Origin of the sequence: Peribacillus sp. FSL P2-0133 (genome assembly GCF_037975445.1) — a bacterium.
Classification (GTDB): Bacteria; Bacillota; Bacilli; order Bacillales; family DSM-1321; genus Peribacillus; species Peribacillus simplex_E.
The window spans coordinates 2,128,764-2,152,264 of sequence record NZ_CP150254.1 but is presented as its reverse complement, the minus strand read 5'-3'; the positions used below and the strand labels follow the sequence as shown (position 1 = coordinate 2,152,264).

The following is a 23,501-nucleotide window of genomic DNA, read 5'->3' as shown; positions in this document are numbered from 1 at the left end:
CATCCCTTTAAACTAAAAATAGGTAAGTACCATTAAAAATTATATATGACTTCAATTTATAAACAAAGTATATATTACCTATTTGAGATAAACAAGGAGAGTGTTATTAATCAAGCGCCGTTTTTATGTCATCCAATACCATGCCCTCGTCAGAATGCTTGACGTTAAAATATTGCGCCCCAGCTTCTATATCCTCGACAACCATTTTTTGCTGACCAATGGCAGAGCACATTAGCCTGAAATTCCTACTTAATTTCTCTAGCGGTATCCAGCACGCTCATGATTGGCATGGGAATATCCATCATTACAGGTCAGGATTCCAATTTCGATATCATCCAATGGCTTCTAGTCCATTCCCGCCCTCACTGACCACTACATGTCCTGCTTTAGGTAAAATATTTGAAAGTGTCATTCTCATAAACTTTGCATCTTCAACGATAAATATTCGGGCCATAGCCGTTCTTCCTCACACAACAGCATGAAAAATCCTATCATTTAAATAGAAAAAAAAATTAAAAAATCACATCATAAAACCTAATTAAGGACAATCCATTTTGAATTTTATTGAAAAAATAGCTTATTATGGACTAAAACCCGGTAAAGCCACCGAATAGTCTAGACAGGACTGCGATTATTTTGGTCATCCAATCAAAAAACAAAATCACACCCATTACAATCATTAAATATCCGCCAATCTTCATGATGTATTGGCTGTACTTTTTGATCCATGTCAATTTTCCGACAAAGAAGGATAATATGAAAAACGGTATGGCAAATCCTAAAATATAGGCAGTCATATAGCTCATGGCTGCACTAGGATTAGTTGCACCTAGTGAAATGACAGCACCTAATAGCGGACCTGCACAAGGGGTCCATCCAGCCGCAAAAGCAAGTCCGATAAGAATGGAACCTATATATCCGCTAGGTCGGTTCTTAAATTCAAAACGACTGTCTTTCATAAAAGATTTCGGCTGAAAGATTCCTACAATGAATAAACCAAAAATGATAATCAGGATGGCTCCAATCTGACGAATTAATTCTTTATAATTCGAGAAAAAAGAACCTAGGTATGATGTGCTAAACCCTATTGCAATAAAAACCAGAGAAAACCCAAGAAGGAAGAATAAAGTATGCAGCATGCTTCTTCTTTGGAGCATGGCGTTCTCGGATTTGATTTCACCAACACTCATACCAGTGATATAAGATAAAAAGGCCGGATATAGCGGTAAGCAGCATGGCGAAATAAAACTCAGAAATCCCGCCCCAAAAGCTAAAAAAATATTAATATCATCCAAATAAGCTCACTCCTATGTATGTCAACCTATAAACATTGTAACAAATAAGATAAAAAAATACATTTATGGAACTGTGAATATTTCATGACAACCAATTGCTTAAACTTGATGGGGCGACGGATTAAGTTAACTTATTTGAATTCATTAGTCCAAGCCGATATAATTGTTATATTCATACATATTTTACAACGAACACATAAATTAAGGGTACCTTGAAAAAATGTTGGGGCCAGAAAGGAAATATAATGGCTAAAAAGAATGAATTTCTCGAACAGATTGAATTAAAGAGAAATGAACTTATCAAGATTGTCGCTAAAGATGGTTTAAACTCGCATGTTGCCGTTGAATATAGCCAGCAACTCGATCAATTATTAAATAAATATAATGAACTTTTTTATAAAACCGGTTCAGGTTTTTAACTCAGTTCATCTCCCATAGATAACCGCATATGTTATTATATGAATTATTTGCTGTCAAACTCCCCTTTTTACATTCATTCTCATTTGAATACTTAGGCATGACCTTTGCTATATAAAAACAGGCAAGCGCTATGTGCGCTGCCTGTTTTTTCATTTAAAATAATGCATATGACATGTTCCAGTACGCTGTAATTGTAGTAGCTGACAGTGAACACATTCCTCCTCTTTTTCTGAATCGGGCTCATCTCCCTTTAGTACAGAACCTCGTTCCTTTTTCTCCACGGCAATCATTCAAATTAAAATGAAAAAATTATATTTGACAAATCGCTCAATAAATATTATCTTTAATTAAAGATAAATTAATTCGAGATAACACCCTTACTTTTTTTAAAATATAAATCTCGAATTAAAAATATCTAAATTAAAAATAAATTCCAGGGGGAATCATAAATGATTGGTATAGGTTTATTAGTTATACGTGTGGTAATCGGTTTATCGTTTGTTGGACATGGAGCTCAAAAATTATTTGGATGGTTTGGCGGACATGGCTTGAAAGGTACAGGAGGCTGGTTTGATTCGATTGGCATGAAGCCAGGAGTTACCATGGCCCTATTTGCAGGTCTATCAGAGCTTATTGGCGGAGCTTTATTTGCTTTAGGTCTCCTTACACCCTTTGCAGGTATATTAATTGCACTTACAATGATCGTTGCGATCGTTAAAGTCCATGGAGCAAATGGCTACTGGGCAACTCAAAATGGTTATGAATATAATCTTGCCGTTCTTGCAGTGGCGATTGGCGTTGCGTTAACCGGAGCTGGCCCATACTCACTTGATTCTTTTCTGTTTTAAGGAAAGTTTAGGTTTTATAATCCCTACATTATGAAAAACACGGAGTTGGATAAAACCACTCCGTGTTTTTTCTTTTTCCTTAGAAAGAACCAGGACATATTTTCTCCAGATTCTAATCTTTGGTACGAATGTATAAGGATCAGACTCCCAACAAGTGATTTTCGATTTAAATTCCCCTTAAAATCAACTACATATACTATTTTCCCTAGGTACTAGTCTACAGTTCATATCAATTTTTATCAGAGTCTTCTCTTACAGTTTTTTGTCTTCTATTCATTATTGGACATGGCAGTGTTTGGAGTAGCTGCTGGTTCTGTGAAAGCATTTATTCTTAAGAAAAGAAGCAGCAAGAATTTTTACTGAAACAGTTAATAGCCGATTAATAGCATGGGGAGCACCTGCTCTTACTGTTAGTGCTGTTTATGCAATAAACTATGCTATTGTATATTTTGAAATTGGAACTAGGGTAGCTATATACCACGGAATCGATTATAAACCTAAGAATGGAAGGATAAACTTTTAATTGTTTAAAATTATTAAATTTTATCATTTAGAAATAATAAACTTCGTTTTAGATTAGTATATTTTTTTATTAGATTCTATGTAGTGTTTTCCGGATGGCAGTACACATTATTTTTTTAAATATACTTCTACTTTGGTTACCATTTTGTATTTAATCGCTCTCTATAATACGACAGAAAAAGACAAAAAAATAATCTTTACGGACAATATAAAAAAAGTGCCTAAGAAGCAAATAAGTGGTCCCGGTATTGTCATTTTCTTAAGCCCTCTTTGGCTCTTTTGGGCGTGGAGGCTTTCCTAGTTAGTCCTCTAAAGCTGTGATTCTGGAAGAGTGGTTTCCTCCTTCCTTTTACAAGCATTCCGTAAAGAAAGCCCCTTTCCTCGCCAAAATCTCCGATTGTATCTGTCCTTAAGACTTAATTGCTGGTAATGAAAATTCGTAAGTCTTTCCCCTTTGTCATTTTCCGAAAAAGCTTGGAAATAGATTACTCAGTTATTCATTCTTTTCAAGGATTGAATTTGAAAATACTCCACTCATCTAAATGATCCTTCCATAAACATAAAAACCCCGGACAAGGAACACTTTTATATGTGTGTCCGTTGTCCGGGGTTATTTTTTCCAAGTATATTCATTCCATAATGGTTTTGAACACCATTATGCATTTTTTATTTCACTAATATATGACGTCTATTTATTCAATCCCTGGAAACCATCCTGGAGAGTGGATGATCGCTTGCCATAATGGGTCTGGAATATCAAGTTGCTGCTGATTATCCTTGTTTATTTTTGTCACGATTTCTGCTTCCCTGCCTTGTTCCACTTTTTGTACCCATTCAGGATCGATTATGATTTCACGGCCTAATGCGATTAACGGAACCCCCGATTGCAGTGCTTTGATCGCATCATCCGCTGTATAGATTGAACCAACACCAATTAAGGGAACTTGATCTCCGATACGTTCTTTAATAATCTCTATCCTAGGTCGGTCAACGTCTGTTCCCCGTCTTGCTTTCGACCAGAAATCCATTAATGAAACATGAAGATAATCCAGATCCTTTGATACAAGTCCATCAATTAATGCAAGTGTATCATCCATGGTGATTCCTGGTGTTTCCTGTTCCTCAGGTGAAAAACGATATCCTACGATGAACGGATCCTTGGCATGTTCAGCAACAGCCTTTTTCACTTCATCCACAACCGCTAATGGAAAAGTCAGGCGCTTTTCAAGAGAGCCTCCCCACTTGTCTTCACGACGGTTTGAATGAGGCGAAAAGAATTGCTGTAGCAAGTAACCATTTGCACCGTGAATCTCGACACCGTCAAATCCCGCTTCAATGGCACGTCGGGTGGTTTCACCAAAGTCGAGAATAATCGATTCTATTTCCTTTTCAGATAGTGGGCGCGGAACTGCTTTCCCTTCTCCTTCCGATGGAATATTGCTTGCACTGACAACATCTCCATTTACTAATTCCGGTGGTACCTCACGTCCGCCATGAAAAATCTGAAGAATTGCCTTTGCACCTTTCGCTTTAATCGCTGATGCCAAACGACTTAGACTAGGTATCAATTCATCCTGATCTCCGCCAAATTCCCCATGAAAACCTTTGCCATTAGCCGTCACGTAAGTACAAGCCGTTATAACCATGCCGACCCCGCTTGACCTACGTTCATAATAATTAACTTCGGCGTCGGTTACAGTCCCGTCAGGATTAGAAGAGAAATTTGTCATAGGCGCCATCACCAATCGATTTTTCACTTCTAATTTCTTTCCTAAATTGAACGATTCAAATAATGGTGTATATATAGAATTCATTTAGTAATCCTCCATTTAGTTACTACCATGTTGGTTGGTATAAGTCCTTAATTCACAATACACATCCGCATATTATGATAATTATTATGAACATGCATGTTTTGTGATTAATGCCGAAATGGCTTCTTTTGGCTGGAAGCCAATAGCTTGATCTACCTTTTCTCCATCTTTGAATAGAATTAGAGCTGGAATTCCCATCACTCCATATTCGCTTGTCGTATCTGAATTTTCATCCACATTAAGTTTTACGATCTTAACCCGATCACCCATTTCCACATCAATTTCATTAAGCACTGGGGCAATCATTTTACACGGGCCGCACCACGGTGCCCAAAAATCAACCAATACTAAACCTTCCTTGATTTCACTAGCAAAATTATCATCTGTTACATGTTCTATTGTCATGATCATTTCCTCCTTGTATTATCCGAAATATTTATGGTCTTTACTCATCATCTATTTAAATCAAGTTTAGCGATTCTATTACCCGGGATAAGAAACTCTGATATCCGCGCATTTATTTTCGGATGAATTTTGATGGATTCCAATTTACCGGATAACTCCATAAACCATGTTTCATCTTTAGAAAGTAACGCTAAATCAATTAAGGCCAAAAGATGATTTTCGTTACTGATTTCTAGATCCGGCAGTTTTTCAGTCCATTTACTCGGAATCCAAATCGATTTCCCAACCGCTTTTTCATTGTCACTTTCCACCACATTCACTTTAACGATTTCTCGACTATCACTTACCGTTTCAATGAAACCATGGATAAGTTCCCCATCTCTTGATTTTCCCTGTACCCAATCCCCATTTTTGAACTGATCGTTTTCAACCATTTCCATAACACCCCTTTTATGTTCATTTGATATTCAAACTATAGTTATTAACTGTAATAATAAAATATACATTTAGTGCAAAGAAAAAACTAAATCAATATCACGGACATTGTTTAATTTTTTCCAAAAAAGTGCTGAGAGTTATATCTTCTAAATATTTTTCAAAATATAATTCAGCTTCATCGAATATTTGATTCATGACTATCTGGGTATTGGAAGATATGACACATTTTTTCTCCGGATCACCTGTACACCACTTTGGTTTCAATGTCCCATGTGAAACAGTTATATAAATATCTGCCAAACTTACCTCTTCAGGGTTACAGTCTAGAATATAGCCTCCGCCAACACCTTCTTTAGTTTTAACAAATCCTTTTTTTCTTAAGCAGCTCATCATCTTTCGAATCCTTGCCGGGTTTGTACAAACGTTTTCTGCGATAGACTCACTGCTTGCCATATGATCTGGTAGATAAGCTAAATAGACCAAACTATGCACAGCTATTGTAAAATCACTATTCACTTTTCGCATCCTCCTCAAGAAGATTACTGTAATAATAATATTTACAGTTGATAAAGTCAAGTCAAAAAACTCAACAGCTTCCTCAACTGTGTTGATTAATTTATTGTTTTAATGAAATCCCCCCTACACAAAGGAAAGAGGGAATGATTTTTAGAGAGATATTTCCTTGTTGAGAAAGATTCAATGCTGTATATGCCGATATTAGATTAACCTAGATTGCTCACTTTTACCCTGAGGATGATAATAACCTTTTGAAACCTTATTATCACCTATTAACCCAAAAGAAGTTAAATACCCCTATACCAAAACTTCAGATGATATTATCGTAAAAGTTACAACTTCAGCCATTTGCGGTTCTGACTTGAGCTTGATTCATTAAAGTATTCCAAATAACCCACGGATTATGTGTTTTTAGCCATAAGCCAATGGGGGCTGTCGAGGAAGTAGGTCCTGGTGTAAAAAATTCCCTAAATAAAAAATAAGCACTCGACCAATTCAGGTTAATCGCTCTTCTATTTATAAAGTTCATTCAAATCAAAAACACCCGATTACTTGGATGCTTACCTTTAATCAATTTTATATATTAACTAACTCTCTATTGTCTAAGTGCTTAAATAAAAAAGATTAAGAGAAAAGATTTTTATTTTTTACATTAACATTTAGATTTCCTTCCAAAACAAAAACCACCTTTACTGAATCATTCATTCAGAAAAAGTGGCTTAAGAAACAAAAATGAAAGATAAACCAAAATTTTATATAAAATCGGTGGAAGAATTCAGTCTAAATGGATCAACCAGTTCGATATTATATAAAATTTTGCATCCAATCTTCCAAGAACATTGATATATCAAAGTTTCATGCTATCTTATTTTGTTTGTTGTTTATTCATGGCGCTCATCATTTGATTAATTTTCTTTTGGGATGGTTTCATACCCATTTGCATCATCATCATTTTCAACATCTGTTCGTTAATTGGCGGATTTTTCTTTAAGTAATCCATCATGTATTTACGAGCGATGAAAAATCCCAGCACTACTCCAGCAATCAATGCCAGTACGCCAACTAGAATGTAAACCCACATACTATTTCCTCCTTCATGTTGTCTAACATCAGTGTACTAGACCAAAGGTTATTATACAATACCCGCTACCGAAAAGTCCCCCATTTAGACAAATTTTCTTTCTTTTATCGGTTTTAACCAACCGTATTTTTCATGTTCGAAATCAATGGCCAGAAAACTCGCTTCATATTTTCGAATACTTTCAAAGAAAGCGGTCTCCGCTTCATAATCTCCTTCAGCTTTAAGAGTAATGGACTCATTTTGAATGATTAAAACGGCTTTACTTGTTCCGTTTGTTTTTTCTAAATAGTATTTTCCATTTTGAGTCCAATAATTCATCTTTTTTTGCAAACGTTGTTCAATAGCTACCTGCAACTGGTTAATCGGGACTGTTTTGGTGACATATTCGATTTGTTTTTGCAAAATACTCTTCAGTCTGCCCCTTGCTTGAATATACTCCAAAAACAAATTGAAAAATAGCTTTTCTCTTCCATAATAATGATGGGCAAATTCATCTTCGATTAAATAAATTTGATAGGTTCTCATCAGCCAATGCCTCCTAGCTCTCCTATTTTGGTCAAGAAAATATCTAACCACCAGGACCCTCTCCACTATTTTCCACTATTGATGACTTTCCCCTTTAACTGACACATTTAAACGAAATTTATTTATTCTCATTATATATTGACAAACTAAAAAGATATGTTGTTTGTTGGAGAAATTTTCTTCTTTTTTTGTCGAATGGAAGATATCCTTTAGAATAGGAACACATTCAATATAATATAGGATTGTATTTGGTAAAAAAACTGACACCAATCCAATTGGTGTCAGTCCCCATTACTATTATTTAAGCATTTCCTTAACTCGAGCAACTACATTTTCTACAGTGAAACCGAATTCCTCCATGATTTTACCGCCTGGTGCAGAAGCTCCAAAATGATTGATGGCCAATATTTCACCCTCATCACCTGCATAACGATCCCAGCCAAATGGTGAAGCCACTTCGATAGCTAGACGTTTTTTCACTGCCGGATTGATTACGCTTTGTTTATATTCTTTAGATTGAGTTTCAAAACGATCCCATGATGGCATGCTGATTACCGAAACATCAATTCCTTCGTTCGCTAAAGATTTCTGTGCTTCCACAGCCAAGTTCACTTCGGAACCAGTCGCAAGAAGTAATGCATCGGCTACTTCTTTCTTAGAAGCAGAGATGATGTAAGCACCTTTTGAAACACCTTCATACGCAGTTTCGGAAGTGTCTTTTATTGTTGGCAAGCCTTGACGAGTCAGTACAAGAGCAGTTGGTTTATTTGTAGACTCCATTGCCACTTTCCAGGCTGCTGCCGTTTCATTGCCATCAGCTGGACGTATTACCCCTAGGTTAGGCATTGCGCGCAATGATGCTAATTGTTCGATTGGCTCATGAGTCGGTCCGTCTTCCCCTACAGCAATGCTGTCATGAGTGAACACATAGTTTACAGGCAGTCCCATTAGTGCTGCCATTCTTATGGCAGGACGTAGATAATCAGAGAATACAAAGAATGTTCCTCCGTATACTTTTAATCCACCATGAAGTGCCATTCCATTTAAAGCCGCACCCATAGCGAATTCACGTACACCGAACCATATATTACGGCCACTGTAATTACCAGGTAATAGATCTGTCTCACCTTTTATGGCAGTATTATTCGATCCGGCTAAATCTGCAGAACCCCCAATGAAGCTAGGGACCTTTTTGGCAATCGCATTTAGTACTTCCCCACTTGAAGCACGGGAAGCTAATGTCTTACCTTCTTCATAGACTGGAATTTCCTGATCCCATTCAGCAGGCAGTTCACCTTTGATGGCAAGCTCCAATTGCTCTGCTAACTCAGGATGTGCTTCTTTGTAATTTTTAAACAATTCATTCCAAGCCTCTTCTTTTTGAGCGCCTGCATCAACAACAGCTTCATTGAAGTGTGAATACACTTCTTCCGGAACATAGAAGTCCTCTTCGAATGTCCATTTATATGCTTCTTTTGTCAATTTCAGCTCATCTGCACCAAGCGGAGCGCCGTGAACAGCAGATTTACCTGAACGGTTTGGTGAACCGTAACCAATAACTGTTTTCACTTCGATTAATGTTGGGCGTGCATCATCGGTTTTCGCTTCTTCAATCGCTTTAGCAATTTCCTGAAGATCGTTCCCATCCTCAACGCGGATATATTGCCATCCATAAGATTTGAACCGGTCTGCTACGCTTTCACTAAATGATTGACTTAAGTCTCCGTCAAGGGAAATATCATTAGAATCATATAAAACAACAAGTCTTCCGAGTTGTAGATGTCCAGCTAATGAAGCGGCTTCTGCAGAAACACCTTCCATTAAATCCCCATCTCCACAAATACTATATGTATAATGATCGACCACATTATAAGAATCGCGGTTATAGCTTTCTGCCAAGTGACGTTCTGCCATTGCCATTCCGACTGCCATAGCGATACCTTGTCCAAGCGGCCCAGTAGTTGCATCTACACCAGCCGTATGTCCGTATTCAGGATGTCCTGGAGTTTTACTGCCCCATTGGCGGAAACTTTTCAAATCATCGATAGATAAGCCATAGCCCGATAGATGAAGAAGGCTGTATAACAACATAGACCCATGACCAGCTGAGAGAACAAAGCGGTCTCTATTAAACCAATCTGGATTTTTCGGGTTATGGTTCATATATTCTGTCCATAGTTTATACGCCATCGGCGCCGCACCCATTGGCATACCTGGATGGCCAGAATTAGCCTTTTCAATTGCATCAATCGATAATGTACGAATCGTATTAATAGAAAGTGCATCTAATTTATCTAACATATCGTAAAAACATCCCTTCCTGTAATGTACCTCTTTATATTATAGTGACAAGCTTAATATCACAACTAAAATCACTATTTACTGCCCCAATATTACAATTTTCTAGAAATAAGAGAAGTCCCCTATTTAGATTAAACTAAATAGGAGAATACATACATGAATGCACTCTCATTTTACTCCAAAATGCTAATAGAATCCTCAAATGGAATGTTCCATCAGAAGAATCCAAGCTTTATTAATGTAAGTTTCTTTTTTCTTTTATATTTTTTATCTTTTGAGGAGTGACATCATTACCTTCTGGATCCACGACTTTCACATGCTCCAACGTATTGGTCATGGACTTTCTGAATGTTTCCAAATACTCACTTCTCAATTGGGTTTGCTCTTTTGCCTCAACTTCCGTCAAACCTTCAGCCTTTGCCTTTTTAGAAAGTTCATTAATACGGGCTAATTTTTCTTTTGATAACATAATTTCGCTCCTTCATAATCTGCGGATATTGTCATGGTATTAAAAAAATAGCGAAATTACAAGTTCTATGATTGACTTTCCAGTGTATTCAGTTGATGTTCGAGGAAACGCCTGTTCACCGTAGCCTTAGATACATTGTATCCAAAGCCCCTTAAAGTTGCTGCGATTTCTGCAAATGTCAATCCATTGGCCCGAAGTTTAATAATTTCCTCTATAGGAATCTCCTTACGGTCCCTTCCAGTGGAATTCCTTTGATTCTGAAGATTTTTTTGAGGACGATACCCTTTTTCAACAGCCCTTATCATCCCGCGCTTTATTTTAAGATTATGTAGTTTCCTTTGATATTCTTCTACAATTCCGACTATCTGGATGACCATCGCATCCGAATCAGATAGCTCAAGTTCCCCATCGTGTGAGAGCGTATAAATTTTCACATCTTCTTTAAGGATGACATGGAAAAGGGCTATTTTGGCATTTCCTCTTCCCAGTCTTGTTTCGTCCTGGATTAATAGTACTTCAGCTTCTTTGGTTTTAAAAAGTTCGAGCATGTCAAAAATGCCATCCCTATTCAACTCATAACCACTTGCCTGTTCTTTTATTATGGAAATGACTTCAACATCCATCTTTTCTGCCAATTTGACTAATTCATCTTCTTGCCTTGCCAATGATGTTTCCTGTGACTCTTTTTCTGTGCTGACCCTACAATAGATTACCGCTTTCATAATACCCTACCTTCACTGCTTACTGCTCACTGGCCAAATTCTGGACAAGTTCTTCCCCTTTAACTGGAATGACGATGACTTGACCAGGTTTAATCGAATCCGCCCTGACTCCATTATGCTCTTCTATCCAACCAATGAATTCTTTTTTTGTCAAATTTGCTTCTTCATATTCTTCGGCAATTTCCCATAGGGTGTCACCTTCACTTACTTCTATAGAAAGGAAATCATTTTTTTGATCATTGTTCAATGTACAAGAGAATAAAATTGAAAAGATGAATACTGATCCCGCTAATAGAATCGTATAAATATAATTTTTGTATAATTTTTTCATAAATATCCCTCCAAAGCGAATGTTCGTTCGTATGTTATGATCAAATTATAATACGAACGTTTGTTTCAGTCAACAACAAAATTCGAACTTATGTTTGTATAGAGTTGGGGGCCATGCTATAATATAGCAAAGAACATTGGGGAAGAGGTGCACAAATGACTAAACTATCAAAACGGCAGCAAGATATTCTTGATTTCATTAAAGAAGAGGTCCGCCAAAAAGGGTATCCACCTTCCGTACGGGAGATTGGCGAAGCAGTGGGACTTGCATCAAGTTCAACAGTACACGGACATTTATCCCGCCTGGAAAGTAAAGGCCTGATTAGACGTGACCCAACCAAGCCAAGGGCCATTGAAATAATGAATTCGGAGGAAGCGAACAATATTCCCAAAGCCAATGTCGTGAACGTGCCGTTACTTGGAAAAGTAACAGCGGGCATGCCCATAACGGCCATCGAGAACATAGAAGAATACTTTCCGCTTCCCGAAAGCATGGTTCCACATGATGACCATGTATTCATGCTGGAAATCATGGGTGAAAGTATGATCGAAGCTGGAATTCATGATGGAGACTATGTCATCGTCAAACAACAAAGCAATGCCAATAATGGAGATATCGTCGTGGCCATGACGGAAGATGATGAAGCCACTGTAAAACGATTCTTTAAGGAACCGGATTACATAAGGCTTCAGCCTGAGAACTCAAATATGGAACCAATTATTTTACGAGATGTTTCGATACTTGGAAAAGTAATAGGCTTATATAGACAAATACACTAAAAGCGCTAACCGCGCTTTTTTTGTTTGTTTAATTTATGTCCTGAATTCTCTCAATATGCATATGGAAGAGTAGGTTTTGATATATTTTTTTAATAGAATCCATTTTCATGGGAATATCACATCTTTTATAACGGATGTAAGTACTTTGGCAAGAAGTTCATTCAAATAAAAAAGGAGAGCGTTAAAAAATACCGCTCCCAGTTAAAATTCATTTCACTCTTAATCTTTGGTTCACTTTAATAAGGTTAAGATCGACCAAGTCATTCCACTTTTGAATCTGCACTTGTGTAGAACCATATGCTTTTGCAAGCGCAGAGATGGAATCCCCCTTTTTGACAATATGATAAACCTCCTCATTGCTTGCATCATATATAGTTAAATCGCTTGTTTCGATAAGGTTCACCAGTTTTTCTGTATGTCCATCAAAAATGAGTCCGATATTTCGTTCATTATTTTTACTATAGATAAACATACTTATGTTGGCTAGCTCCGTGTATTATTAAACCATTCCTGCTGCCAACCAGAAAAAGCCGTCAATCCATATAATTATATGGATTGATGGCTTTAAAATTGAACTCTGAAAATCTTCAAAACCTGGTTGCATAACCTTTTATTTATTAGTTTTAAATATGAATTTATTTATTATTGTATAAAGCCTTGATAAAAAGTGAAAATTAATATTGAAAACTACAATTTAAGGTGGTGAAATTATGGACTTCCCAACCATCCATACAAACTTTTGGGATGCGGTAATAGCCATTCCGATCATCATGATTCTTACTCAACTTATTAAGGTCATTTTTCATATTCATCCAAAATTCATCCCTACCATCGCTTTGGGTCTTGGCTTATTCATTTCCATTTTCATCAGTCATCGTAATCACTTGGTTGCAGGGATTTTCATGGGCTGGTTTTATGGCTATGCAAGCATTGGCAATTATTCTGCACTTAAAACTGGTATTTTGTCTTATAGAGGCACTTATCATAAGACAGATTAAACCCTTTGTCTCTCGCTGCAATTCATCAATCTCTAGTATTGCAAGGAGCCCGACTTTGCTGCTGTCCTCATCGAACATCCGTCAAATTAATATCTATATTAACAATTACAACCTGAATGTTTCCTTTGGCTGAATCACCAACTCCCAAGTTAACCATACCTTTAAACATTACCCCAAAAATACCTTTTCAATTAAGATAAGGTATTCATTTAGTAAAAAAAGGAGGTTCGGAATGCTCTTATCCCGAACCATGATTTTAATGGATGAAACCCTACCTGATTGAAGAAATTCACGACGCTCATGCCGGAAAACTGACTTTTCTTCGAATTTGATACCTTCTCAATAAGAGAAGGCATTTCACTATTTCTCGATATAGACCGAACGAACCAGCGTCCGGGTTCTTTCACTGCCATCCACATTTTTTTCCTTGACGTCAATTGTTACATTATATACACCTGACTTAGGCACTTCTGGAAGGGTACCAGTAAAATTTTCGGTCTCCATTACCTTAATAGAGCTTTTCCTACTAATTTCATTACCGGTTTCATCTACTAAATGAACCAAAAATGTTGTGCTGATTGGCGTTTTTTTATCATTCATTGGATTCTTTATTAAAAATTTTGCATCTTTTTGCTTAACTTTTCCGGCCATACTTAATGTAATGGGATTCTTTTCGTTAAATTGTGCTGTGAACAGGTAGGCGTCTTTTGGCGATTTAGTCTTCATTCGCACTTTCCAGTCACCGATTTCGAGGTTGTTTCTATTGAATGTTTGGATGGTTGCACCATTAAAAAAGGAAGTTTCATTTTTGGCTGAATCAACCTTTAAGGAAGGTGAATATTTTTTATTGGATGGAGAAATCAATTCAACCTCGACATCATCTGAGGCTGTATATATGGTTATATTACCCGGGGCTGATTCATTTACATGGAAACTTTGTTCAATCCAAACATTTTGTTTCAGGACATCACCCAGAACAGTTTGAGCGAGTGCGGTTGTAATGACATCATCTTCAACTCGTTCTTTATAATTGACATTAAAGTCAGGAATCCCAGTGGTGGAAGTACTCCTTAAATAGGGTTCAATTCTTGAAAATACAGCTGAACCGACTCGGATATTGTCGTGATCAAAGTTGGGATCCGTAAATAAATGTGTTGCGTAGGGTATTTTTGTACTCCATACATTTACTAGACCATCATTTTCGCCATATGAAGATAAATATTGTCCACCCATTGATAAAGCTGAAAGAACCGGGCCTCTGTTCATACCTGCCACAGTGAAATACATGTTTTTACGAGAGTTAACATGGTTATCCGTGACAGAACGAAATTCCGCCATTTTACCAACTTGTAAAGAATAAGTTCCATCATCTTTTTGACCTAATAGGGAACCAAGCCAGCCCGCATACCAGCTATAAGCCAAATCAGCAAGGTAAGAACCATGATGAGGGGAAGCTAAAGTGATGACCCTTCCAACATATTGGTGTGCTCCATAGTGTACTAGAGCCGCTTGGGTGTCTGCCCCCCCTTTGCTGTGAGCTATAATATTTACTTTTTCGCCCCCGAAATGGTTACTGATTTCAGAAAGCATTTGCGCTAAAAGCCTTCCATTAGCATATTGGCTCACTGATCCATTTCCAGCTGAATCATGAAGCTGAACAAAAACCGTTTGGTAGCCTGCTTCATACGCCTTAGTATACATATCATTGATCCCATGATATTCCGTTTCACCGTACCAGCTGGTTGAACTGCTGTTTCTTCCTTGAACAAACACGATTGGTGGTTTCTCTTTGTCAAGATTAGGAGGAATGCTTCCAAGAAACCAATCCCCTGGACTGAAAGTTTCGGAGGGCGGCTTCAATTTCCCTGCTGAGGAAATGTCTGGCTTAGCCATAATTAATATGGTTAGAATGAGGACAAGAAAAACGACATAATTGATTACATTCCTTTTCAATTGTTATCTCCTCCAATATCCTATGGTATTTTTTCGAACTCATCCTATTATCAATGCCCTCCTTCCCAGGACTTCCATAGCCTTCATTATTATATAATTGTACTTTTGCATACCATTACCTGCCACCTTCATAAAGATGGGATAAAAAAACTAGAAGAAGTTCATTAAAAATGGAGATAAAGTATGAAGATTCGCTTTCAATTCATTTAGGTATGCAGTCTTTTTCATTTTATGAAGACGTACTTACGGAGGAAATCGGGATGCTTCAAGTTCACAAAAATGAGAACAAGCCCTTATCCTGCAAAGGATAAGGGCTTGTTCATCCATATTAACTTTTCCTTCGAATTTGCCATTGTCCAATTGCTCCTATTCATGGTGTTTTGAAAATCCGACCTATACATTCAGTAAATAAAAATGTTTCACAGCAATTGGCTGTCATTCATTGGGATCTCAGTATCAATCGTCTATTTTATATAAAATATCAGCATACAGCCCTTTTATTAAGGAACACCCCAGAAGTTTGGATTTTTACTCCTTTAAATTCTCCCTCCTACATACGCGTATTTCATCCTGAGAACAGGATCAATAATTTCAGTGATAAGCCAATTTGACAACACCGTCGTGTACGATAATATCCTCAATGACCTCTCCACGAATTTCCTTCCAATCTTAAATGTGCTAACGGCAGCAGCTCCTACTGCAACTTCCCTTTCCACTTTCTTCACCTTCTTTCCATCATTCCTTGAATCTTGTCCCATGGAAGTTAGGATTGTAATTGATTAGACTTTACATTCCGAATGGCCACTCTGTTGAAGAAACGCTGGTACACTTGAACTTTTAACTACATTTGAAGTGTAGGTGAGGGTCAAAAAAAATGATCTCGTCGATTGAGAATCCTACACATTCAGCAAATAAATAAGCCTTATCGATTCGCAAAGGAATCTTATATTGCTCATAGTCAATGTAAGTCCTCTTGGCCATTTTCAGCACTTTAGCCATTTCATCTTGAGTTAATCCTTTATACTTCCTCGCTTGTTTAAGTGTGAACTTAACGTTTGTCATATCTTGTCACCACCTGTCTAAAAAAATAATATCACACTTGAAGTATAGTTTCCAACAATTTTTCGCAAAATTCACGCACTTTAAGTTTACTCACTTTCACTCATAGTGTATATTCAAGTAAGAGGTGAAGAAATATGCACATTGGTGAACGGATTAAAATGTTAAGAAAAGAAAGAAAAATGACACAAGAAGATTTGGCAAATATATTAAAAGTGGCCCCAACGGCAGTATCGGCCTGGGAATCCGGACGGAATAAACCTTTAATGGATAAATTGAGCATGATGTCCACATGCTTTGAAATACCGCTATCCCACCTCATTGAAGGAGCACCTGTCGTTAGAAATAATCCTGGAATGGAATTCCTAAATGAAAAGAATGTAAGATTAATTGGTGTTTACGGAAATATCCCTGCTGGGGATCCTAATTTTACCAATGAATATATTGAAGCCTATATGCCGACATTAAATTCGATGCTAAAATCGAATAAAGAATATTTTTTCCTTAGAGTGAATGGCAATAGCATGAACAAAGAATTCAGAGACGGATCATTGATTCTCGTTGAAAAAACAACCTACGTCGGAAACGGAAAAATTGGTGTGGTTTTAGTAAATGGTCACGATGCTACAGTCAAAAAAGTGAATATCAATGAAGAAAACATCACACTCACTCCCTGCAGCACGGATCCTTTTTATGAAGAAAAAACCTATAACATCAAAAATGATAGAGTCCGTATTTTAGGAAAAGTGGTTCAAGCCATTAAAATATACGATTAATATCCAACTCGAGGATTTCTTTATAAAATGGAAAATAAAGGAATAATGAGCAACAATACATAGATTCAATTTATTTTATTTGCTGATATATTTTAGGTACAAGCCATTATGGTTTGTGCTTTTTAGTATTGTTCTTTTTATATTTCATTACAAAGAATCCATTTAAATTTTGTGTCAGCCTATAATAAAGCATAGCTTACATTAGTTAAGAAGTGGAATAACCAACATATACAATTCCCACAGAACCAGTTTTCTTAGACCATTTACTGATGAATTAAAAAAACGATCACTATAGTAATATTGAATCACCTGCAATTATCAATCGGCGATTTAAAATATCCTATCCGTTTTCCCCAGATTACTTTGTCATTGAGTGAATGCATTTGGAAACTATATGCGTCCCAGGACGCATTTTTCAGTAAATTTCCCTTTCATGCAAAAAGAATGAAATTGTCTATATTGTGCAATCATATTATCTTATTTTTATTATTCGATTCACATCTTCATATAAGATTCTTATAATTGATGAATAAGCATTTGCCTCTGTAGCTCTAGAAGGGAAGAGCGCCGGAAAACATTGTAGCCACCGGGTCGCAAGGTAAGGGTTTCAGAAGCACCGAAAAGCAAATACGCTGAGGCAGGTGGAATTCCTGCCGGTGAAAATCCGTAGGGAAGCGTGTTCTCCCCTAGCCTATGCTTACGAAAGGAGTGCGGGTTCGAATCCCGTCAGAGGCTTGTTTCCTGAAAAATGCGATTATATATAATCCCAGTAAGTGAACCCCATTTGCACAACTCCACTTTTGCCTTCTGTGCAAATTCATTATTTTCCCCTTTCACTCCCTCCACTATTATCCAAGTAATGGATCAAATCAAGACAGTAGAATGTACATTATCATTTCATTTCATTACATACATATTCTTGAACCTGGAAAAGCCCCTCTCTTTTTGAGAAGGGCTTCCTGCGTGGAGTGCTTCTGGAAGTTATAAATAATTTAACCAGTCAATTATTAATTATTCATTTAACCCGCAACTTCTGGTTTACTGTAATGGTGTACTGACTGTCAAGTCCGTTCCAATCTTTAATTTGCTGAACCGTACTGCCATAAGCGGTGCTTAAGGAGTATACGGTATCCCCACTAACGACAGTGTGGTATACAGCTGTACTTTTCTTTGTAAGATTGAAGCATTTAACTAAACCGTTTACATGTCCGCGAGCCAGTGATTCGATAAAGGAAGCCGTTTTCAATTTGCCTGCGTCATTGACATTATCGATAAATCCATTTTCAGACAGGAGTGCAGGCATGTCCGTTTCACGGAGTACATGTAAATCCCCTGTATTTTGTCCTCTGTCTTGGATGTTGATAAGCTTCATAACCTCTGAATGAATATGATCTTGATACGTTTTCGAGATTTGGTTAGTGGACGTATAGATGTAATCCTCGTACCCAGTTCCGCCGCCGGCATTAATGTGGATGGAGAGATAAAAGTCAGCTCCCCACGCGTTCGCTGCATTCGTACGATCGTTTAAGGAGGGGTACGTATCTTGGGTCCTGCTCATTTTCACATAAACGTTATTATATTCTATTAATAAGATGTCTTTTATTCGAGTTGCAATGGATAAAGTTAAATCCTTTTCTCTTAATCCATTCCCCACCGAGCCTGGATCCGTACCCCCATGGCCAGGATCAATAAATACCTTTACCATTTCTATCACCTCTATTAATCTTATGTTATGTATGAATAAATGCTTGTACACATAACTATCGGATTAAAGAAATTTCAAAATAATATAGAATTCTTCATCTCGCCTTCCGTTCCAAAAAAAATACACCCCAAAAGGTGTTTTTTGGCATATAATATTACGACATTCGCCAATGGACGAAAATTTTTTGAAAAAGTTATCTTCTATTTTTTCACTTTGGCATCAGGAATTATTGGAGATAAGCCATAAAAATAGTGTTGGAAGGAGATAGAGAGATTTAAGAAAAAGTCAACATTAACAATAATGCTCTAACAAAAAGCTTACAATTTATTGGTGATGGTTTATTTTATTTATTGCTTCTGCACAAACTTTGATTGAGTCACTCACTATGGTGGGTTCTGATAATTGTGGAAAATGTCCACTTTTTTCAGCGATAATGTGTTTGCTATTTTTTGACAACGAAAGTAATTCCAATTGATTCTCAAGTCGTTTTTTTCGAATTTCCTCTGGCATCATTCGATTTTCTTGTCCACCAGTAATTACAAATACAGGTATTTCGGGAAATGTATCAGTTTGCTGGATTTGATCCACAGTTTTTTCCACAAAATTAACTTCATTGAATTGTTTATGTGAAGACATGGAATCAAACACCTTGAACATCTTATTAATGGTTTTTACTGCCTTGCCTTGATATTCATTAAGGCTGATATCTTTCGTAGTACTGGATTCTAAAAAAACAATTCCCGCTACTTCATTTGGGTAAAGTCGGGAATATAAATTAGCATATAAGCCGCCTAGGGAATGTCCCACCAATAAATATGGAGGTTCAAAACCCACGATTGTTAATGTTTCACGTAAAGTGTTAACAATATTTATCCCGTCTTGGCTTTCCTTCGGTTTATCGCTGCCAGCAACTCCAAAACGATTATAGGAAAATACTGATGAAGATTCCTAAATTGCCGGTAGGATTTTCATCCAACCCTCTATCGGTCCAGAACCTCCGTTAATCAAAACTATATTTGGCTTGCCGTTTCCACTAATATTATATAGTAACGTCCCTTTTGATGTATCTACTTTATATTTTTCAATTTTCAATTTCCACACCTCACTTGTTTAAATTACTTTACGTGTGTAACAAGCTGTTGGTTTCATTTATTGAAATTGCAGTCAAATGAGGCCTTTGAATTTTTCACGAAAGTTATAGGGAAATGTGAACTTAAATTCCTTAACATTGAACGGGATTAAGGAGATGACATATGATGAACGAATATGATAATTTTGAACGATTGGTTCAAAAGTTTGATCAAGGAAACAAGCTAATTCGCGCATGGGAATTAAAAGGCGGTATTTCTGCACAGGTGACAGGACTTGAAATATTACAATCGTCAGGGCGGATCGTAAAAATGATCGTTCGTCAGCATGGTGATAATGACCTGAAACGGAATCCAAATATTGCAGCAGATGAACACAAGCTCTTAGGGATATTGAAAGCTGCCGGTTTGCCTGTACCAATGCCATATTACTTCGTGCAATCCTGCGAGATATTTTCCAAGCCATGCATACTTCTAGAGTTTATTGAGGGTAAGTCAGAATTCACCCCCTCAAATCTTAATGATCATATATTACAATTGGCAATCAATCTAGCAAAAATCCATCGTGTTAATTGTGCAGATCTATCTTTATCATTCCTGCCTAAAGTAGAAAATACATATGTCGCGATGTTAAATAAAAAAGAAAGGGTAATCCTGGACGAAACATTAAATCTGAGCATGATTAGAGATTTGTTAAAATCTTTCATGCCATTACCCTCCAAGAATAAAGAAGTAATCCTTCATGGTGATTATTGGCCAGGAAATATATTATGGAAAGAGGATAAACTAGTTTCCATAATTGATTGGGAAGACTCGGGCTTAGGGGACCCTTTGGCTGACCTTGCCAATAGTCAACTCGAAATTTCATATCATTTTGGAATGCAAGCAATGAATGACTTCACCCATCAATATAAATCAATGATGCCGGAGTTGAATTTTACAAACTTACCCTTCTGGCAATTATTTGCGGCATTACGGTTATCTGCATTCCCTGAATGGGGCTTGGCAAAAAGCAAGGAAAAGAGCTGGAAGAAAATACACAAGTCATTTGTTCGTCAAGCAATTAACCAAATTCGTAATGAGTGAAAGATCTGATATGCCCATGAACTTTTGATAAAGGCATTTATACCAGTCCCTTTATCATTTTTTTTCATAAACTAACAATGACTTTCAAAAAATATCCGGGAGGTGTTTAAATGTATAATAAGCCCTGGAGGCATCCGAAAGGCGGTCAATATCCACCACAATATTGCCCACCTCACAGAATGCCTACTCAGTATAATCCACCTCAAATCTCCCCGACAAAGCAATATGTTAAAACTAATGTCATTAACACTGTGATTCCGGTTTTTCACCCCACACATACAACTACCGTGAATAAACATTTCACCACATATATACCGCATACCCGAAGTATCGTGAAAGAGTGTTATACCCAAAGCTTTGTTTGTGGAGTTCCTCAACCCCCCAGTTTTTCGAGGAGAATGTTAAGATATTAATTAAAAAAACCCCGATTCGGGGTTTTTATTAATTCCTTTCATCAACCTTTGAAAATTGACATTCAAAGGATTTACAACTGTCTAAATGCAAACTCCCTATACTTTTCAAAGTTTTGTTTCTTATAAAACTCTTTTGCAGCAATGTTTTCACACCAATAATTCAGTTCAATTAAATCTATATCGTTCTTTTTAGCAATTTCATAGACCTCATTCATTAGTTTTTTACCGTAACCTTTTTGGGTTTGACTTTCAGCGATACTAAGCTGATGCACATATACTGATTTATACTCATTTTTAAAAGCACTTTCTGGATAGTTTTTAATTTCTATCCATGCGTAACCGATTGGCTCTTCATGATCTATTAAAACTAAAAAAACAAAACTGTTATTTTTCACCAAGCTTTTGAAAGTTTCTTTCATTGCACAATAATTATATTCCTTAAAATACCTCGGATATAGTTTTGCATGCAGATTGTGAACATTTTGATTTAATTTTGCAATTACTTCATAATCCCAGGTTTGACTAACAATCATAATTATCCCCCTATCTATAACCTGTGAATTTTTATATTACAAACCAAGCAACGTCCACATTCCAAAAGTACTATCCTAGCGTTCGGCAATGTACCTGATCCATATAACGTTGAAACTTGCGACCATTTCCCTTTATTTAATCCAGTCCATTTCCTATATCTTTATTGTAACGGAGAAGCACGTTCATAACGAATATAGGGTGGCAAATGGACGACTGGCTGCATTAAATATATGAATGCACTATCTGAGAAGTTAGTTCCAAAAAACAGCAGTTCTTCCGATACCAACATTAAACAGTATAACCACGACTTTTTGTTTAGCTTTTGATTTACGGGCACGTTAAGGTATGGATTAGATGATTTTTTTGGAACAGTCAACATGTGTATCTGTATTCCATATGTGTGTTTTTTTGACAACACATAAGGAGAGTTGATAAAAAATTTATTAAATTGAAACTTAGAGGGTTAAACTCGTGTTTCAAAGAATGTTAGCAAAGTTGATAGCTCCGTATCAAGTTGAAACTCTTCCGGCTCTTTATCCGGTGGGAAATACGTACGACTAAATTGATCAATTAATATGACTCCTGGTACTGGAGTATTTAACTGGGCAAATTTACGGTTCATTGCCAATAATCAGGACACATGTTTTTTGCTATGAGTTGGCAGTGATACACCTACTTCTAAAGATTGTATATTATAATTGGGGCTGTTTTTATATCATTTTCAAATGATATAAAAACAGCATAAAAAATAGCACCTCAAATTGTTAGATGGTGTCTGGCAATTTGGGCGCAGTACATATGGGGAAGGAATACTTTTTATTGGAGGGTATAAGAAATCTAGTTTTTTCCCTTGGTGCTGAGGAAAGTACCTTCATATTGCCTTCTTATTTTCAACTATCTGTGCGTTAGTTGAAGAAGTAGTAAAAAGGGATTTTCAATTGGGATACCTAAAAAGTGTTGGGAAAATGACTTTTCGCCGCAGATTGGGAATCCTAATCCTATTAAAGTTGATGCTAATAGAGATGAAATACGGATTCTAAGTGTAGCTATATCAGTGATTAAAAAGAATTGACCATTAACTTCTAAGATACAAGTAATAGGTTAATAGTTTGTTTCTAAGAGTAAATAGTATGTTTGAATACTATATAGATAAAGAATAATTAGAGTATATTAAAGTATGGAGTTTTAACAGTTATTGGATTAGTTTTGCATTTCGAAAAATGCATTTTTGTTATCCAAATTGGATTCATAAGAAAGGCTTGATGCGAACATTGAACTTCCTGCCACTTTCGACCTTACTGTCTGATTGAAGTGGCGGTTTTCTAAGAACAAAAAGGAGAACAAGTCATATGTATGACTTGTTCTCTCTCTTTTTTTGGATAATCAATTATTGTATTCCAAAGCCTAGCATCAATTTGCTGCA

General features: G+C 36.7%; 25 protein-coding genes and 3 pseudogenes. 8 read left to right on the top strand and 20 right to left on the bottom strand.

The features are described 5' to 3' along the window. Positions 1–106 precede the first annotated feature (106 nt). A pseudogene (locus MKY17_RS10380) lies at positions 107–454 on the bottom strand (response regulator). 133 nt (positions 455–587) lie between these two features. Beyond that, complete coding sequence (locus MKY17_RS10375; RefSeq protein WP_076368852.1) at positions 588–1,295, bottom strand: cytochrome c biogenesis protein CcdA; 708 nt, start codon at positions 1,293–1,295, stop codon at positions 588–590. A 245-nt stretch (positions 1,296–1,540) separates the two neighbouring features. On the opposite strand from MKY17_RS10375, the gene MKY17_RS10370 reads away from it, so the two are divergent. Beyond that, entirely contained in the window at positions 1,541–1,714 is a 174-nt protein-coding gene (locus MKY17_RS10370; protein WP_098372928.1) for an aspartyl-phosphate phosphatase Spo0E family protein, read from the top strand. A 450-nt stretch (positions 1,715–2,164) separates the two neighbouring features. Continuing rightward, complete coding sequence (locus MKY17_RS10365) at positions 2,165–2,563, top strand: DoxX family protein (protein ID WP_098372927.1); 399 nt, start codon at positions 2,165–2,167, stop codon at positions 2,561–2,563. A gap of 1,214 nt (positions 2,564–3,777) precedes the next feature. Here MKY17_RS10365 and MKY17_RS10360 read toward each other — a convergent pair. The 4 genes from MKY17_RS10360 to MKY17_RS10345 form a co-directional block, all read right to left on the bottom strand. Beyond that, a complete protein-coding gene (locus MKY17_RS10360; RefSeq protein WP_339201847.1) occupies positions 3,778–4,899 on the bottom strand; it encodes an NADH-dependent flavin oxidoreductase in 1,122 nt (373 codons plus the stop codon). 84 nt (positions 4,900–4,983) lie between these two features. Continuing rightward, entirely contained in the window at positions 4,984–5,304 is a 321-nt protein-coding gene (trxA, locus tag MKY17_RS10355; protein WP_339201846.1) for a thioredoxin, read from the bottom strand. A 47-nt stretch (positions 5,305–5,351) separates the two neighbouring features. Further along, entirely contained in the window at positions 5,352–5,738 is a 387-nt protein-coding gene (locus MKY17_RS10350) for an IDEAL domain-containing protein (RefSeq protein ID WP_339201845.1), read from the bottom strand. 100 nt (positions 5,739–5,838) lie between these two features. Beyond that, a complete protein-coding gene (locus MKY17_RS10345) occupies positions 5,839–6,258 on the bottom strand; it encodes an Rrf2 family transcriptional regulator (RefSeq protein ID WP_098372923.1) in 420 nt (139 codons plus the stop codon). Between the two features lie 271 nt (positions 6,259–6,529). Between MKY17_RS10345 and MKY17_RS10340 the strand changes: the two are divergent. Continuing rightward, positions 6,530–6,716 (top strand): annotated as a pseudogene (locus tag MKY17_RS10340) (alcohol dehydrogenase catalytic domain-containing protein); the annotation flags it as partial. Positions 6,717–7,123: 407 nt separating this feature from the next. On the opposite strand, the gene MKY17_RS10335 reads toward MKY17_RS10340, so the two are convergent. The 6 genes from MKY17_RS10335 to MKY17_RS10310 all read right to left on the bottom strand — a co-directional run bounded on the left by MKY17_RS10335 (position 7,124) and on the right by MKY17_RS10310 (position 11,687). Next, positions 7,124–7,339, bottom strand: a complete 216-nt coding sequence (locus tag MKY17_RS10335) for a YneF family protein (protein ID WP_034312934.1) — start codon at positions 7,337–7,339, stop codon at positions 7,124–7,126. Between the two features lie 84 nt (positions 7,340–7,423). Continuing rightward, positions 7,424–7,864, bottom strand: a complete 441-nt coding sequence (gene sirA / locus MKY17_RS10330; protein WP_076368842.1) for a sporulation inhibitor of replication protein SirA — start codon at positions 7,862–7,864, stop codon at positions 7,424–7,426. 297 nt (positions 7,865–8,161) lie between these two features. After that, a complete protein-coding gene (gene tkt, locus MKY17_RS10325; protein WP_339201843.1) occupies positions 8,162–10,165 on the bottom strand; it encodes a transketolase in 2,004 nt (667 codons plus the stop codon). Positions 10,166–10,400: 235 nt separating this feature from the next. Then, the gene (locus tag MKY17_RS10320; protein WP_076368840.1) at positions 10,401–10,634 is read right to left on the bottom strand and encodes a DUF896 domain-containing protein; all 234 of its coding nucleotides are present in this window, start codon (positions 10,632–10,634) and stop codon (positions 10,401–10,403) included. 65 nt (positions 10,635–10,699) lie between these two features. Further along, a complete protein-coding gene (locus tag MKY17_RS10315; RefSeq protein WP_141995055.1) occupies positions 10,700–11,356 on the bottom strand; it encodes a recombinase family protein in 657 nt (218 codons plus the stop codon). Positions 11,357–11,375: 19 nt separating this feature from the next. Continuing rightward, complete coding sequence (locus MKY17_RS10310) at positions 11,376–11,687, bottom strand: LysM peptidoglycan-binding domain-containing protein (protein ID WP_098372920.1); 312 nt, start codon at positions 11,685–11,687, stop codon at positions 11,376–11,378. 155 nt (positions 11,688–11,842) lie between these two features. Here MKY17_RS10310 and lexA point away from each other — a divergent pair, with 155 nt between their 5' ends. Continuing rightward, complete coding sequence (lexA, locus tag MKY17_RS10305) at positions 11,843–12,466, top strand: transcriptional repressor LexA (protein WP_098372919.1); 624 nt, start codon at positions 11,843–11,845, stop codon at positions 12,464–12,466. Positions 12,467–12,674: 208 nt separating this feature from the next. On the opposite strand, the gene MKY17_RS10300 is transcribed toward lexA, so the two are convergent. After that, positions 12,675–12,938: a LysM domain-containing protein gene (locus tag MKY17_RS10300; protein WP_339201841.1), complete on the bottom strand. Its 264-nt coding sequence runs from the start codon at positions 12,936–12,938 to the stop codon at positions 12,675–12,677. Positions 12,939–13,176: 238 nt separating this feature from the next. Between MKY17_RS10300 and MKY17_RS10295 the strand changes: the two genes are divergently transcribed. Next, positions 13,177–13,464: a hypothetical protein gene (locus MKY17_RS10295; protein ID WP_339201839.1), complete on the top strand. Its 288-nt coding sequence runs from the start codon at positions 13,177–13,179 to the stop codon at positions 13,462–13,464. 360 nt (positions 13,465–13,824) lie between these two features. Here the strand turns inward: MKY17_RS10295 and MKY17_RS10290 are convergent, their stop codons facing one another. Together MKY17_RS10290 and MKY17_RS10285 are read right to left on the bottom strand one after the other, a co-directional pair. After that, a complete protein-coding gene (locus MKY17_RS10290) occupies positions 13,825–15,357 on the bottom strand; it encodes a hypothetical protein (protein ID WP_339202358.1) in 1,533 nt (510 codons plus the stop codon). Positions 15,358–16,254: 897 nt separating this feature from the next. Further along, a complete protein-coding gene (locus MKY17_RS10285; RefSeq protein ID WP_098372915.1) occupies positions 16,255–16,479 on the bottom strand; it encodes a helix-turn-helix transcriptional regulator in 225 nt (74 codons plus the stop codon). Between the two features lie 134 nt (positions 16,480–16,613). Here MKY17_RS10285 and MKY17_RS10280 point away from each other — a divergent pair, with 134 nt between their 5' ends. Beyond that, on the top strand, positions 16,614–17,252 hold the full coding sequence (locus tag MKY17_RS10280) for an XRE family transcriptional regulator (protein ID WP_098372914.1): 639 nt from the start codon (positions 16,614–16,616) through the stop codon (positions 17,250–17,252). Positions 17,253–18,267: 1,015 nt separating this feature from the next. Here MKY17_RS10280 and MKY17_RS10275 read toward each other — a convergent pair. The 3 genes and pseudogenes from MKY17_RS10275 to MKY17_RS10265 all read right to left on the bottom strand — a co-directional run bounded on the left by MKY17_RS10275 (position 18,268) and on the right by MKY17_RS10265 (position 20,049). Continuing rightward, the gene (locus MKY17_RS10275) at positions 18,268–18,957 is read right to left on the bottom strand and encodes an N-acetylmuramoyl-L-alanine amidase (protein ID WP_339201838.1); all 690 of its coding nucleotides are present in this window, start codon (positions 18,955–18,957) and stop codon (positions 18,268–18,270) included. A 324-nt stretch (positions 18,958–19,281) separates the two neighbouring features. Continuing rightward, positions 19,282–19,881: pseudogene (locus MKY17_RS10270) on the bottom strand (alpha/beta fold hydrolase); the annotation flags it as partial. A 24-nt stretch (positions 19,882–19,905) separates the two neighbouring features. Next, positions 19,906–20,049, bottom strand: a complete 144-nt coding sequence (locus MKY17_RS10265; RefSeq protein WP_339201836.1) for a hypothetical protein — start codon at positions 20,047–20,049, stop codon at positions 19,906–19,908. A 161-nt stretch (positions 20,050–20,210) separates the two neighbouring features. Here MKY17_RS10265 and MKY17_RS10260 point away from each other — a divergent pair, with 161 nt between their 5' ends. Continuing rightward, a complete protein-coding gene (locus MKY17_RS10260; protein ID WP_339201835.1) occupies positions 20,211–21,131 on the top strand; it encodes an aminoglycoside phosphotransferase family protein in 921 nt (306 codons plus the stop codon). A 110-nt stretch (positions 21,132–21,241) separates the two neighbouring features. Beyond that, a complete protein-coding gene (locus tag MKY17_RS10255; RefSeq protein ID WP_141995047.1) occupies positions 21,242–21,544 on the top strand; it encodes a CotD family spore coat protein in 303 nt (100 codons plus the stop codon). Positions 21,545–21,615: 71 nt separating this feature from the next. Here the strand turns inward: MKY17_RS10255 and MKY17_RS10250 are convergent, their stop codons facing one another. Together MKY17_RS10250 and MKY17_RS10245 are read right to left on the bottom strand one after the other, a co-directional pair. Next, positions 21,616–22,077 (bottom strand): GNAT family N-acetyltransferase, encoded by a 462-nt coding sequence (locus MKY17_RS10250; RefSeq protein ID WP_339201834.1) that lies wholly within the window; start codon positions 22,075–22,077, stop codon positions 21,616–21,618. A gap of 895 nt (positions 22,078–22,972) precedes the next feature. Beyond that, positions 22,973–23,167, bottom strand: coding sequence for a DUF3956 family protein (locus MKY17_RS10245; RefSeq protein WP_339202357.1), 195 nt, complete (start codon positions 23,165–23,167; stop codon positions 22,973–22,975). Positions 23,168–23,501 lie beyond the last annotated feature (334 nt).